Here is a 13738-nt window from a genome sequence, read left to right as displayed (position 1 = left end):
TCACCGTGCGATTGCAGCGGCAGGTGGTCGACTATGCGCTCCGGCGCAGGTCACTGCTGGCCGAGGTCTATTCCGGCCGTACCGGCGTCACCGAGGTGTGTGACGCCAACCCCTATCTGCTGCGCGCAGCAAAATTTCATGGGCGTACCAGTTCGGTGATGTGCCCGATCTGCCGCAAAGAACCACTGACATTGGTGTCGTGGGTCTTCGGTGATCATCTCGGAGCGGTGTCGGGTTCGGCTCGCAGCACCGAGGAGCTCGTCCTGCTGGCCGCCAAGTTCGACGAATTCGCGGTTCACGTGGTGGAGGTATGCCGCACTTGCAGTTGGAATCATTTGGTCAAGTCATATGTATTAGGGACGCCGAGTCCCCCGAAAGCAGCGAAGCCTCGAGGCACCCGGGCAGCGCGCTCGAAAGCGCGCACCGCCAGTGAGTGACGGAATGAGTGGGGCCGGGCGCCACAGCCGGTCGGATAACGACGCGTCCAGGGGACCGGCCGCCGGCACACCGCAAGGTCGCCCCGGCCCAGTGCCGCCGGATGACCGGCGCACCATGATCCTGCCGCCGGTCGGGAAGGCCGACGACCCGCGTCTGCGGGATCCGATCGATGCCGTGAAGGCGGCGCTGGACGGCACCAAACGGCCGAGCCAGCCCCCGATGAGCGCTGGCGGCGGCATGAACCCGCCGCCGAAGTCGCCGCCACCACCGCCCCCGCGGGCCGGCGGTGGAAAGTCCGGCGGGCCCCAGTTGCCGAAGTTCAAGTGGAACTGGAAGCTGTTCCGGCGGCTCTGTTACGCCGGCATCGCCGTGTTGCTGGTGCTGCCGATCGTCACGTTCGGCATGGCGTACCTCATCGTCGACATCCCCAAGCCGGGCGACATCCGCACCAACCAGGTGTCGACCATCCTGGCCAGCGACGGCACCGAACTGGCGAAGTTTGTCCCGCCGGAAGGCAACCGGGTCGACGTCAACATCGACCAGATCCCCGTGCATGTGCGTAACGCGGTGATGGCCGCCGAGGACCGGGATTTCTACACCAACCCGGGCTTCTCGTTCTCCGGCTTCGCGCGCGCGTTCAAGAACAACATCTTCGGTGGCGACCTGCAGGGCGGGTCGACCATCACGCAGCAGTACGTGAAGAACGCGTTGGTCGGTGACGCCCGCTCGGGCGTGGGCGGCTTGGTCCGCAAGGCCAAGGAGCTGGTGATCGCCACCAAGATGTCGCGGCAGTGGTCGAAAGACGAAGTGCTGCAGGCATACCTGAACATCATCTATTTCGGCCGCGGCACCTACGGCATCGGCGCGGCGTCGAAGGCCTACTTCGGCAAACCGGTCGAGCAGCTCGACGTGGCCGAGGGCGCGCTGCTCGCCGCGCTGATCCAGCGGCCGTCGACGCTGGACCCGGCCGTCGACCCGGAGGGCGCCGCCGAGCGCTGGAACTGGGTGCTCGACGGCATGGTGACCATGGGTGCGCTGTCGAAGGAGGACCGCGCCCAGCAGAAGTTCCCGGCCACGGTGCCGCCCGAGCAGGCGCGCCAGCAGAACCAGACCGAAGGGCCCAACGGGCTGATCCAGCGGCAGGTGATGAAGGAGCTGCAGAGCATCTTCAACATCAACGAGCAGGCGCTGAACACCGAGGGGTTGCAGGTCACCACGACGATCGACCCGAAGGCGCAGCAGGCCGCCGAAGATGCGGTGTCGAAGTATCTCGACGGCCAGGCGGACGACATGCGGGCGGCGGTGGTGTCGGTCGATCCGCACACCGGCGGCATCAAGGCCTACTACGGCGGCTCCGACGCCAACGGCTTCGACTTCGCGCAGGCCGGTCTGCCGACGGGTTCGTCGTTCAAGGTCTTCGCCCTGGTGGCGGCCCTGGAGCAGGGCATCGGGCTGGGCTACCAGGTCGACAGCTCGCCGGTGACGGTCAACGGCATCAACATCACCAACGTCGAGGGCGAGGGCTGCGGCACGTGCAGCATCGCCGAGGCACTGAAGCGGTCGCTGAACACCAGCTACTACCGGTTGATGCTCAAGCTCAAGCACGGCGCGCAGGACGTCGCCGACGCCGCGCACAAGGCCGGCGTCGCCGACAGCTTCCCCGGTGTCGAGCACACGCTGTCCGAGGACGGCAAGGGCGGACCGCCCAACAACGGTGTGGTGCTCGGTCAGTACCAGAGCCGCGCACTCGACATGGCCTCCGCGTACGCGACGCTCGCGGCGTCCGGCGAGTACCACAAGCCGCACTTCGTGCAGAAGGTCGTCAACGGCGACGGTCAGGTGCTGTACGACGCGACCTCGCAGGACAATTCGGGCGAACAGCGGATTCCGAAGGCCGTCGCCGACAACGTGACCTCTGCGATGCAGCCCATCGCCGGATACTCCCGCGGCCACAACCTGGCCGGCGGCCGGCCGTCGGCGGCCAAGACCGGCACCGTGCAGCTCGGTGACACCGGAGCCAACCGCGACGCGTGGATGGTCGGCTACACGCCGTCGCTGTCCACCGCGGTATGGGTCGGTACGACGGCCGGGACGCAACCCCTGGTGAACAAGGGCGGCGGGCCGGTGTATGGCTCGGGACTGCCGTCGGACATCTGGAAATCCACGATGGACGGCGCGCTGAAGGGCACCGACAACGAGTCATTCCCGAAGCCGACGGCCATCGGTGGGTACGCGGGTGTGCCGCAGGCGCCGGTCATCAAGCCGCCGTCGCCCGATGACCAGCCACAGGCCCCGGTGCCAGGTGCTCCGACGGAGACCGTCGTCCAGCCGACGCTCGTTATCGCCCCGGGCATCACGATCCCGTTCGGCCCGCCGACCACCATGCAGGTTGCTCCGCACCAGGACGCGCCGCCTCCGGGTGGTGGTGACCCGAACCAGCCTGGCCCCCCGCCGCCGCCGTGACGGTCGAGGAACCAGACGAGTCCGAGGTGGTGACGGTCTCGCCGGCCCGGCTGGCCCCGGACCTGCGCAGCGCCGACGACCGCGACCTGCCCAGCCGGACCGACGTCATCGGTGCGGCGCTGTCCGGCGTCGTGGGCGGGCCGGTGGGCCGGCACGCCATGATCGGCCGGGCGCCGTTCCTCACCCCGTTCCGGGTGATGCTGCTGATCGCGCTGGTCTTTCTCGGGCTGGGTTACACGACCAAGGCGCCCTGCCTGGTGACGACCGGTTCCGGCATGGCGGACCAGCGCGTCGCCAACTGGCAGAACCAGCGGGCCTACTACGAGTTCTGCTACTCGGACACCGTGCCGCTGTACACCGCGGAGCTGCTCAACCTGGGCAAGTTCCCGTACAAGTCCAGCTGGATCGAGACCGACAGCGCGCACAAGCCGCGCGTGCAGTACGACGGCACCCGCGCCGTCCGCTACATGGAATATCCGGTGCTGACCGGTATGTACCAGTACGTGTCCATGTCGGTCGCCAAGACCTATACGGCGCTGTCGAAGCTGGTGCGGATACCCGTGGTCGCCGAGGTGATCATGTTCTTCAACATCTCGGCGTTCGGGCTGGCCCTGGCCTGGATGGCCACCGTCTGGGCGACCATGCGAATGTCCGGGCGGCGGCCGTGGGACGCCGCCGTGGTCGCTGGATCGCCGATCCTGATCTTCCAGGCCTTCACCAACTTCGACGCGCTCGCGACCGCGTGTGCGGCCGGCGCCATGCTGGCCTGGTCGCGCCGCAAGCCGGTGGCGGCCGGTGTGCTCATCGGGGTCGGAGTGGCCCTGAAGCTGTATCCACTGCTGTTGCTGATCCCGCTGGCGATGCTGGCGGTGCGGACCGGCAAGTGGCGGCCGGTGGCCAAGACCGCGATCACCGCGCTGGTCACGTGGATCGCGGTGAATCTGCCGATCATGGTGATGTACCCGCGCGGGTGGTCGGAGTTCTTCCGGCTCAACACCCGCCGCGGCGACGACATGGACTCGCTCTACAACGTGGTGAAGTCGTTCACCGGATGGGGCGGTTTCGACACCAACCTCGGGTTCTGGCAACCTCCGACGGTGCTCAACACCGTCACCGCGGTCCTCTTCGTCGTGTGTTGTGCGGCAATCGCTTACGTCGCCTGGACGGCGCCGCAGCGGCCGCGGCTCGCGCAGCTGGCCTTCTTGGTCGTGGCGGCCTTCCTGTTGACCAACAAGGTGTGGAGCCCGCAGTACTCGCTGTGGCTGGTGCCGCTGGCCGCCCTGGCGCTGCCGCATCGTCGAATCCTGTTGGCGTGGATGACCATTGACGCGCTGATCTGGATTCCGCGGATGCTGTATCTGTACGACGATCCCAAGTTCGGGTTGCCCGAACAGTTCTTCACCACGACGGTGCTGTTGCGCGACATCGCGGTGATCGGCGTGTGCGCGTTGGTTATTCGGGCGATTTACCGGCCGGAGTTCGACCTGGTTCGATCCGGTGGCCGGGGCGCGCCTGTTGATGATCCAACTGGCGGCGTGTTCGACGAAGCCGACGACAATCCGCCCCGCTGGCTACCGGCCCGGTTACGGCCGCGTCCGACGGCCGCCGCCGAGCCGGAGCTCGACCCTGAACCGGCGCTTCAGCCGACGGCATAAATGAGCTGCGTTCCGCGGGCCGCGGTGGCAGGGTCGAGACGTGACCGACCTGACCTTCTCTGATTCCATCGTCGTCGACACCGATCCCGAAACCCTCTACGCACTGGTCTCTGACGTGACCAACATGGGCCGGTGGAGCCCGCAGTGCAAGGAGTGCTGGTGGGAGGACGAGGACGCCGGCCCGGTGGCCGGCGCCTGGTTCAAGGGCCGCAACGAGGCCGGGGACCGAATCTGGGAGACCCGCAGCCAGGTGGTCGTCGCCGAGCCGGGCCGCGAGTTCGTCTGGGAGGTCAACGGCGGTTGGGTCCGGTGGGGCTTCACGCTCGACCCCGTCGAGGACGGGACCCGGCTGACGCAGTCGTGGGAGTTCCTCCCGGCCGGGATCGCCGGCTTCCATGAGCGCTGGTCGGACGCCGCCGACGAGCAGATCGCGCTCCGCGAGAGGAACGCGAAGGAAGGCATCCCGGTGACGCTGGCGGCGATCAAGAAGACGGCCGAGGCCTAGGTTTTCGTCGTGGCAGGGTGTACTCAGCGCGCGGAAATCGCTCGCGAGGCGCGCTGACGGCACAGTCGCGGCGTTCGGTGCTCTCTCCCTTGGCAACTTCGATCTGGAGGCGTCAACTTTCCTTGACCGTCAAGGCAAGCTGACGGCCTGGGATCGAACATGCCAAGAGAAGCCGCGGATTTCTGCGTTGACGGTGACCGCCCGCATAACCACCGGCCGTAGGTATCCCTGCTGGTAGACGGGCTGGGGCGGGCAGTCCTGGGATAACCCGGCTGCTGCGGGTGCCCGGGCTGCCCCGGAAATCCTCGGCCGCATGGCCCCTGCGGATAAGTCATGCTTTCCCCTCGCTGACCATGATCCTGACCCAGCCTAGCGATCTCGACGGCCCCGCCAGGACGGCTCTTCTGAGCGCCGATTTCGCAGCTCAGGGCCTTGTCGGGTAACCTGAGCCGGTTGCCGACGCAGGCGACCCTCCTGCCACGGAACACGCCGTGGCCGATACGACCATAGGAGGTGATGGGTTCCACATGCGTCCATACGAAATCATGGTCATTCTCGACCCCACACTTGACGAGCGCACCGTAGCTCCGTCGCTGGAGACGTTCCTGAACGTCGTCCGCAAAGACGGCGGCAGCGTCGAAAAGGTGGACATCTGGGGCCGTCGCCGGCTGGCTTACGAGATCGCCAAGCACGGTGAAGGCATCTACGCGGTTGTCGACCTGAAGGCCGAACCGGCCACGGTCAGCGAGCTCGACCGTCAGCTGAACCTGAACGAGTCGGTGTTGCGTACCAAGGTCCTGCGGACCGACAAGCACTAGAAGCACCGAAGCTCTGCGGATTTGTCGCGGGCCTTGCGTAGGCTCGCGCCTAATTCACCCAATCCGTCCCAGGAGGATCTCGTGGCTGGTGACACCACCATCACCGTTATCGGAAACCTGACCGCTGACCCGGAACTGCGCTTCACGCCGTCCGGAGCTGCCGTTGCGAACTTCACCGTGGCCTCGACGCCGCGGATGTTCGACCGGCAGAGCAATGAGTGGAAGGACGGGGAGGCGCTGTTCCTCCGCTGCAACATCTGGCGCGAGGCGGCCGAAAATGTCGCCGAGAGCCTGACCCGGGGGTCGCGTGTCATCGTGACCGGCCGGTTGAAGCAGCGCTCGTTCGAAACCCGTGAGGGCGAGAAGCGCACCGTGATGGAGGTCGAGGTCGACGAGATCGGCCCGTCCCTGCGGTACGCGACGGCGAAGGTGAACAAGGCCAACCGCAGTGGCGGAGGCGGTGGCGGCTTCGGCGGCGGCGGGGGTTCCCGCCAGCCTGCCGGCGGCGGCGCTCCGGCCGACGACCCGTGGGGCAGCGCCCCCGCATCGGGTTCGTTCGGCGGCGCCGACGACGAGCCGCCCTTCTGATCCACGTAATTGGCTGGGCAACCAGCTAGACCCAGAAAGAGAAACACATGGCCAAGGCCACCAAGCGGCGTCCGGCGCCGGAAAAGCCGGTCAAGACCCGCAAGTGCGTGTTCTGCTCCAAGAAGGCGCAGATCATCGATTACAAGGACACCGGACTGCTCCGGACCTACATCAGCGAGCGCGGCAAGATCCGTGCCCGTCGCGTCACCGGTAACTGCGTGCAGCACCAGCGCGACATCGCCATCGCCGTGAAGAACGCCCGCGAGGTTGCGTTGCTCCCGTTCAGCTCTTCGACGCGATAGGGAGGACTGAGAACATGAAGCTCATTCTGACCACTGAGGTCGACCACCTGGGTTCGGCCGGCGACACCGTTGAGGTTCGCGACGGCTACGGCCGCAACTACCTGCTGCCCCGCGGCCTGGCCATCGTGGCCAGCCGTGGTGCCGAGCGTCAGGCCAACGAGATCCGTCGTGCGCGTGACGCCAAGACGGTTCGCGACCTGGACCACGCCAACGAGCTGAAGCAGGCGATCGAGGCCCTCGGCCCCGTGTCGCTGGCTGTCAAGGCCGGTGCCGACAGCGGCAAGTTGTTCGGTTCGGTGACCGCGGGTGACGTTGTCGCCGCGATCAAGAAGGCCGGTGGCCCGAACCTCGACAAGCGCACCGTCGAGCTGCCCAAGGCGCACATCAAGTCGGTCGGCACCCACAAGATCGCGGTGCGTCTGCACCCGTCGGTCAACGTGCCGGTGTCGCTGGCTGTCGTCGCCGGATAGGCATGCGATAGCTCAAACAGCAGAACGCCCGGGTGGAGTCAATCTTTGACTTCGCCCGGGCGTTTTCTGTTGACAACGGGCGAATATTTTAAGCCAATCTGCAAACAGTGATCTACGCCGGCTGTTAACCTACGCGGCCCTTATCCGCCATGCGCGCGCAACACAACACGCCCGAGATGGCTACCCGACACGACACGCCGAACCAATTCTCATACACAGGCCTGTGGCCGGTATATATGCCCTTGACCTGCGTATTTGGGATTTTACCCGCGGGTATTCCACAAGTTCTCCCCAAGCGGTCAACATCGTTGTCCACGTCTTTCCACATTTCATCCACAGGGTTATCAACAGGGGCAGTTCCGGACTGCTCCAGCAACGTCTAGCGTGGTGCGTCGCACGGCAGGTGAGTGGCTTGCGGGCCCGACTTGTCGGCAGGGTGAAGTACGGTCACAAGTAGCTCGTTCGAACATTTGTTTGTTTTTGATTTTCGGGGGAGGAGGAGCGCTTCGTGGCTGTCGCTGACGACCTGAGCCGGTCCGACATGGAGGAGCCGCCCAGCGAGGATTTCGGCCGGCAACCGCCGCAGGACATGGCTGCCGAGCAGTCGGTGCTGGGTGGCATGTTGCTGTCCAAGGACGCGGTCGCTGATGTCCTGGAGCGCCTGCGTCCCGGCGACTTCTACCGTCCGGCGCACCAGAACGTCTACGACGCCATCCTCGACCTGTACGGCCGCGGGGAGCCCGCTGACGCCGTCACCGTGGCCGCGGAACTCGACCGCCGGGGTCTGCTCAAACGCATCGGTGGCGCGCCGTATCTGCACACCTTGATCTCCACGGTGCCCACCGCCGCCAATGCCGGCTTCTATGCCGGCATCGTCGCGGAGAAGGCCACGCTGCGCCGCCTCGTCGAGGCCGGCACGCGCGTCGTGCAGTACGGGTACGCGGGCGCTGATGGCGCCGATGTAGCCGATCTGGTGGACCGAGCGCAGGCCGAGATCTACGACGTCACCCAGACGCGCAGCAGCGAGGATTTCACCGTCCTGGAGGAGCTGCTGCAGCCCACCATGGACGAGATCGACGCCATCGCGTCCCAGGGCGGTATCTCGCGTGGCATCCCGACCGGCTTCACCGAGCTCGACGAGATCACCAACGGTCTGCACCCGGGCCAGATGATCATCGTGGCCGCGCGTCCTGGTGTGGGTAAGGCGCTGGCGCTCGACACCCCGCTGCCCACGCCCGGCGGCTGGACCACCATGGGTGACGTCTCGGTGGGCGACGAACTGATTGACGCCAACGGACGGCCCACCCGCGTGATCGCTGCGACTCCGGTGATGGAGGAGCGGCCGTGCTACGAGATCGACCTGTCGGACGGCACCACCATCGTGGCCGACGCCTCGCACCAGTGGCCGACCGGCCGCGGCATCGTCACCACCGCGACCCTGCGGCCCGGCGCTGACCGGCTCGAGCCGGCATTGACCGCCGGTGGGCTGGCCGTACTGACCCGCCCCGTGACGATTTCCGATGTGCGCCGGGTGGATGCGGTGCCGGTGCGCTGCGTCGAGGTCGACAACCCGGCCCACCTGTACCTGGCCGGGCGGTCGATGGTGCCCACGCACAATTCGACGATCGGTCTGGACTTCATGCGGTCCTGCTCGATCAAGCACCAGCAGGCCAGCGTCATCTTCTCGCTGGAAATGAGCAAGACCGAGATCGTCATGCGACTCCTCTCGGCCGAAGCCAAGATCAAGCTCGGTGACATGCGTTCGGGACGTATGAGCGACGATGACTGGACCAAGCTGGCCCGCCGCATGAGCGAGATCTCCGAGGCGCCGCTCTACATCGACGACTCACCGAACCTGACCATGATGGAGATCCGGGCCAAGGCGCGTCGTCTGCACCAGAAGGCCAACCTGCGGCTCATCGTCGTGGACTACATGCAGCTGATGACCTCGGGTAAGAAGTTCGAGTCTCGTCAGCAGGAGGTCTCGGAGTTCTCGCGGTCGCTGAAGCTGATGGCCAAGGAACTTGAGGTTCCCGTGGTCGCGATCAGCCAGCTGAACCGTGGTCCCGAACAGCGCACCGATAAGCGCCCGCAGGTGTCGGACCTTCGTGAGTCGGGCTGCCTGACCGCGAACACGCGAATCCTGCGCGCCGACAACGGAGCTGAGGTCACCTTCGGTGAGCTGATGGCGACGGGGGAGCGGCCGCTGGTGTGGTCGCTCGACGACCGCAAGCGTATGGTCGCCCGGCCCATGACCAACGTGTTCTACAGCGGACACAAGGAGGTCTTCTTGCTGCGCCTCGCCTCGGGGCGTCAGGTCGAGGCCACCGCCAACCACCCGTTCATGACGCTGAGCGGCTGGGTCTCGTTGGGCGACTTGGCCGTTGGCGACCGTCTTGCGGTACCGCGCACCGTGCCCGAGCCGGTGCACACCGAGCGCATGGACGACGCCGAGGTCATCATGCTGGCCCACATGATCGGCGACGGGTCCTGCGTGAAGCGCCAGCCGATCCGCTACGCGTCGATCGACGAGGCGAACCTCGTCGCCGTTGCCGGTGCGGCGCGGCACTTCGGTGTGACGGCCGTGCGCGACGAATACCCGTCCGCCCGCGTGACCACGCTGCGGATGCCGGCGCCGTACCGACTGACCCACGGCAAGCGGAACCCCATCGCGGCCTGGCTGGACAAGCTGGGGCTGTTCGGCAAGCGGAGCTACGAAAAGTTCGTTCCACAACAGGTTTTCGCGCTGCCCAACGATCAGGTGGCATTGTTCCTGCGGCACCTGTGGGCGACGGATGGCTCAGTGCGCTGGGACGAGAAGGTCGGCCAGGGTCGGGTGTACTACGCGACGACCAGCCGTCAGCTGGCCGACGACGTGGTGCAGCTGCTGCTGCGCGTCGGGGTTTTCGCGCGGATCAAGCGGGCGAAGAAGGCGGGTTACCGCGATTGCTGGCATGTGCTGGTCTACGGTGCCGCCAACCAGCGTCGTTTCCTGAGCATCGTTGGCGTATACGGTGACCGGGGCGTCAAGGCCGCTGAATTGCTGGCGCGGTTGCAGGACGTGGGCTCCAACACCAATCTCGACACGGTGCCCAAAGAGGTTTGGCAGCAGGTGAAGTCAACGTTGACGCGCCGCGGCATGTCGCACCGGGAGTTCGCCGACGCGATGGGCACCCAGTTCTGCGGCTCGACCATGTGGAAGCACGCGCCGAGCCGTGGTCGGCTGCACCGGGCGGCCGGTGTGCTGAATGACAGTGACCTGCATGGCCTCGCCACGAACGAGGTGTTCTGGGACGAGATCGTCGAGATCACCAGCATCGGTGAGCACGACGTCTACGACGGCACGGTGGCCGGTACGCATAACTTTGTGGCACAGGGGATTTCGGTCCACAACTCGCTAGAGCAGGACGCCGATATGGTCATGCTTCTGCACCGCCCGGACTCCATCGACCGCGACGACCCGCGCGGTGGTGAAGCCGACATCATCCTGGGCAAGCACCGTAACGGCCCGACCGCAAATATCACTGTGGCACACCAGCTTCACTTCTCGCGGTTTACGAATATGGCGCGATAGACCTTGGCAAGTTGTCGAGATGCAAGGAAGATTAACAAACGCGCATTGCTTGTTAAACAAGGACGCTAGCTAATTTAAGTTAGCTAGCGATCGCCGATTATTGTGGAGCGCCGCGCACCACGTGCAGTGAATGACCCAGGTTTAGGCTGCTGATAATTTGCCGGGGATCCTACTTTGGAACGGCTAAACGGCAGCCAGGCGCCATACGCTGGTTTGACATTGCTGGCGAGATGGGCTGTGGACACGCCGCATAGACCTGCGTGTTGGAGACCGACGTGAGGGTTGCGGCTGCACGCTGAACCGCCGGTTGCCGAATGCGTTGGTAAGCGGACGCATCGCAAGGGTGCGGTAGTTGGTGTACACGCGACAACGGTGTCCGGACTCTCTGATTGTCGGTGACGACGCAGCCACGCGAACCTGTCGAGCGCCGCCATCAATAAATGAGTGTCACCGATTTCAAAGAGGTCGGCGCAGCAGCATTTGGTTCGCGTTCTGATGTGGCTGCAGAGCGACGCGGCGTATACGTGACCGTGCGCATCACAGCACGGCGATGCTGTCCGGTTCACCATCGCGACGTCCGAGACGATCGGCGCGGGTTGCAGTATTCGGAGGGAATGCCGATCAAGGCGATCGCCCGAGTGGTGGGCGTGTGCCGCAATACCGTGCGGCGGGCGTTGGCCTGTGAGGGCCCACCAGAGTATCGGCGGTCCGTACCGAGGTCGTAGAGCTCGGTCGTCGCGAGCAAAGAATGAAGGCTCGCTTCGAGTGGGAGTGGCGCATCGGTAAAAGTACCGATTGTTGGCGAGTCATGTGCTGGCTACCTTGGGTTCACCGCCTAGTCCTGAGTCGACACAGCCGCCGGCCCCTGGAACAGGTGTCCTGCCTGCTCTATTCGCCTGGCCCGGTTTCCGAAAGCCGCATGCTGTGGAAATCGCCTCACTCATCGGAAGGCCCGACCCATGAACGCGGTCGAAGACAACACTCATTCGGCAAACGCCGAGCTGGAAAGACTTGGGTACGAGCCTGAGCTGAAGCGGTCAATGAGTCTGGCCGATGTGGTGATCTACGGACTCATCTACATGGTCCCGATCGCGCCCATCGCCGTCTTTGGCATCGTGTACAACTTTTCGTCGGGCGCGGTTGCCTTGGTGTACATCGTTGCCGCAATCGCCATGGTGTTCAGCGCGCTGAGCTACCGGGAGATGGCGTTGAGCTTCCCAATAGCGGGCTCGGTGTACTCCTACGTCCGGTACGGAATCAATCAGTTCATCGGATTCTTATCGGGCTGGGCGATCCTGCTCGACTACTTGCTCCTACCCGCTTTGCTGGCAGTCTTCGCTGCGTCGGCAATGACATCCCTTGTCCCCAGCTTGCCGGCATGGATCTGGATCGTCGTCTTCGTCGTCATTACCGCCGCGATCAACTTGCGGGGCATCACGTTTACCGCGGCGATGAACAAGATCTTCCTGGTCATCCAACTTCTGGTCCTGGCCGTGTTCGTCGGGTGGGCATTGGTAGCTGTTGTGCAAGGCAAGGGCCATTTCTCCCTCGATCCGCTGTTTCACGCCGAGACGTTCTCCTGGTCGCTCGTCTTCGGTGCCATCCCCATCGCAGCCCTGAGTTTCATCGGCTTCGACGCCATCTCGACACTGAACGAGGAGGCCAAAGGAGGCGGAAAGACAGTTTCTAAAGCCACCATGATCGTGCTGTGGATGGTGACGGCGCTTTTCGTCATCCAGGTTTACGCCGCCGCGATCTTCGTCCCCGCCGGTACTGTGTTCGCCGACGGCGATGACACCAACAACGCTTTCTACAACCTCACCGGTCAGGTCATGGCGCACTGGTTCCAGGTCGTCGTCACTCTTACTTCGGCGCTCATCGCGTTGTTCGCCAACATCGTGGCGTCCAACGCAACGTCGTCACGTCTGGTGTTCAGCATGGCTCGCGACCGCCAGCTGCCCAAGATCCTGGCGAAGGTGGATTCGAAGACCAAAGCACCCGCCAACGCGATGATCTTCATCACCGTACTGTCGCTCGTCATCGGCATCTTCGGAGTCGAGAATCCTGCGCTGCTCACCAGCCTCGTCACCTTCGGCGCCCTGACCGCCTACATATTGCTTCACGTCAGTGTGCTGGTGCACTTCGGGGCGCGCACGAAGAGCCGAAAAGTCTTCGTGCACTGGGTGTCACCCATCCTCGGCGCAGCCGTACTGATCTAAGCGCTGTGGAGTGCCAGCGACAACGCCAAAGTTGTAGGGCTTGTCTGGCTGGCGGTCGGAGTTCTGATCGCCGCGTATTTCCGTGTGACCGGCCGGTCATTGGCGCAATCCGACCTCGAGGACACCGCCGTTGATTCACCTGTAGGCACCGATGAATCCCGCGTCGTGACGACGATCATCACCGACCAGGGGCGCACGAGATGAGTTCGGCCACGGCGCGCACGGCATCAGATCGCACCGAGGAACTGGCGCACCTCCACGTGCGTCGAACGCGTAACCGCATAGCAGCCCTGTACACCGAATCGGTTGCCGAGGAACTGGATACGAACCCGTTCGGGCCGCACACCGACCGCACGGCGCGGGTGCTTCGATACCTTCGCGGCCTGCCCATCACCGGCAAGGACATCCTCCTCGCACGTGGTGCCGACGGGCCATGGGCGATCGGCCGCATCGTCATCGGTGCACCAGGAAACATGCTTGTCGAGGGCGAACCCCTTGATGACTACGCCGCTGCTGTGCGCACTGTATTGCGCCGGCGCCAAGCACAATTCGTTAGCAACGGTTGAACAGGCAGGTTGGATCATGGAACCGCACACCAGCAAGATCTTTGGATACACCGACCGCCTGTACGCCCGCCCAGGTGAAGCGCTGACCTTCCATGTCAGCAGCGAGGGACCCCCGATGTACGATGCGTCGCTGGTGCGGT

At 64.8% G+C, this 13738-nt stretch carries 12 protein-coding genes; all 12 read left to right on the top strand.

What is annotated here, in order from left to right; all coding sequences use genetic code 11:
- Positions 1 to 5 precede the first annotated feature (5 nt).
- The 12 genes from G6N59_RS16580 to G6N59_RS30900 all read left to right on the top strand — a co-directional run bounded on the left by G6N59_RS16580 (position 6) and on the right by G6N59_RS30900 (position 13598).
- Positions 6 to 437 carry a DUF5318 domain-containing protein gene (locus G6N59_RS16580; RefSeq protein WP_020099850.1) on the top strand — a complete coding sequence of 144 codons (432 nt, stop codon included), beginning with the start codon at positions 6 to 8 and terminating at the stop codon, positions 435 to 437.
- 4 nt (positions 438 to 441) lie between these two features.
- Positions 442 to 2901 carry a transglycosylase domain-containing protein gene (locus G6N59_RS16575; RefSeq protein ID WP_163911377.1) on the top strand — a complete coding sequence of 820 codons (2460 nt, stop codon included), beginning with the start codon at positions 442 to 444 and terminating at the stop codon, positions 2899 to 2901.
- Complete coding sequence (locus tag G6N59_RS16570) at positions 2898 to 4556, top strand: glycosyltransferase family 87 protein (protein WP_179970208.1); 1659 nt, start codon at positions 2898 to 2900, stop codon at positions 4554 to 4556. Before G6N59_RS16575 ends, G6N59_RS16570 begins: the two co-directional genes overlap by 4 nt.
- A 40-nt stretch (positions 4557 to 4596) precedes the next feature.
- Positions 4597 to 5061 (top strand): SRPBCC family protein, encoded by a 465-nt coding sequence (locus G6N59_RS16565; protein ID WP_138232285.1) that lies wholly within the window; start codon positions 4597 to 4599, stop codon positions 5059 to 5061.
- A gap of 527 nt (positions 5062 to 5588) precedes the next feature.
- Positions 5589 to 5879: a 30S ribosomal protein S6 gene (gene rpsF / locus G6N59_RS16560; protein ID WP_073695044.1), complete on the top strand. Its 291-nt coding sequence runs from the start codon at positions 5589 to 5591 to the stop codon at positions 5877 to 5879.
- Between the two features lie 81 nt (positions 5880 to 5960).
- Complete coding sequence (locus G6N59_RS16555) at positions 5961 to 6467, top strand: single-stranded DNA-binding protein (protein ID WP_138232284.1); 507 nt, start codon at positions 5961 to 5963, stop codon at positions 6465 to 6467.
- Positions 6468 to 6514: 47 nt separating this feature from the next.
- On the top strand, positions 6515 to 6769 hold the full coding sequence (gene rpsR / locus G6N59_RS16550; protein WP_043391572.1) for a 30S ribosomal protein S18: 255 nt from the start codon (positions 6515 to 6517) through the stop codon (positions 6767 to 6769).
- Positions 6770 to 6783: 14 nt separating this feature from the next.
- Positions 6784 to 7239, top strand: a complete 456-nt coding sequence (gene rplI / locus G6N59_RS16545) for a 50S ribosomal protein L9 (protein WP_061003395.1) — start codon at positions 6784 to 6786, stop codon at positions 7237 to 7239.
- Between the two features lie 508 nt (positions 7240 to 7747).
- Positions 7748 to 10813: a replicative DNA helicase gene (locus tag G6N59_RS16540; RefSeq protein ID WP_407665699.1), complete on the top strand. Its 3066-nt coding sequence runs from the start codon at positions 7748 to 7750 to the stop codon at positions 10811 to 10813.
- 440 nt (positions 10814 to 11253) lie between these two features.
- Positions 11254 to 11538, top strand: a complete 285-nt coding sequence (locus tag G6N59_RS31885; RefSeq protein WP_138232283.1) for a helix-turn-helix domain-containing protein — start codon at positions 11254 to 11256, stop codon at positions 11536 to 11538.
- Between the two features lie 234 nt (positions 11539 to 11772).
- Complete coding sequence (locus tag G6N59_RS16535) at positions 11773 to 13032, top strand: APC family permease (RefSeq protein ID WP_197907888.1); 1260 nt, start codon at positions 11773 to 11775, stop codon at positions 13030 to 13032.
- 200 nt (positions 13033 to 13232) lie between these two features.
- Complete coding sequence (locus G6N59_RS30900) at positions 13233 to 13598, top strand: N,N-dimethylformamidase alpha subunit family protein (protein WP_138232282.1); 366 nt, start codon at positions 13233 to 13235, stop codon at positions 13596 to 13598.
- Positions 13599 to 13738: the final 140 nt, after the last annotated feature.

The organism is Mycolicibacterium aubagnense, from assembly GCF_010730955.1.
GTDB lineage: Bacteria > Actinomycetota > Actinomycetes > Mycobacteriales > Mycobacteriaceae > Mycobacterium > Mycobacterium aubagnense.
This window is presented reverse-complemented; position numbering and strand designations above follow the sequence as displayed.

Excerpts from the sequence above, each read along its gene's own strand:
- G6N59_RS31885 (WP_138232283.1), top strand. The coding sequence starts at position 11,254 with ATGAGTGTCACCGATTTCAAAGAGGTCGGCGCAGCAGCATTTGGTTCG.
- G6N59_RS16535 (WP_197907888.1), top strand. The coding sequence starts at position 11,773 with ATGAACGCGGTCGAAGACAACACTCATTCGGCAAACGCCGAGCTGGAA.
- rplI (WP_061003395.1), top strand. The coding sequence starts at position 6,784 with ATGAAGCTCATTCTGACCACTGAGGTCGACCACCTGGGTTCGGCCGGC.
- G6N59_RS16575 (WP_163911377.1), top strand. The coding sequence starts at position 442 with ATGAGTGGGGCCGGGCGCCACAGCCGGTCGGATAACGACGCGTCCAGG.
- rpsF (WP_073695044.1), top strand. The coding sequence starts at position 5,589 with ATGCGTCCATACGAAATCATGGTCATTCTCGACCCCACACTTGACGAG.
- rpsR (WP_043391572.1), top strand. The coding sequence starts at position 6,515 with ATGGCCAAGGCCACCAAGCGGCGTCCGGCGCCGGAAAAGCCGGTCAAG.
- G6N59_RS30900 (WP_138232282.1), top strand. The coding sequence starts at position 13,233 with ATGAGTTCGGCCACGGCGCGCACGGCATCAGATCGCACCGAGGAACTG.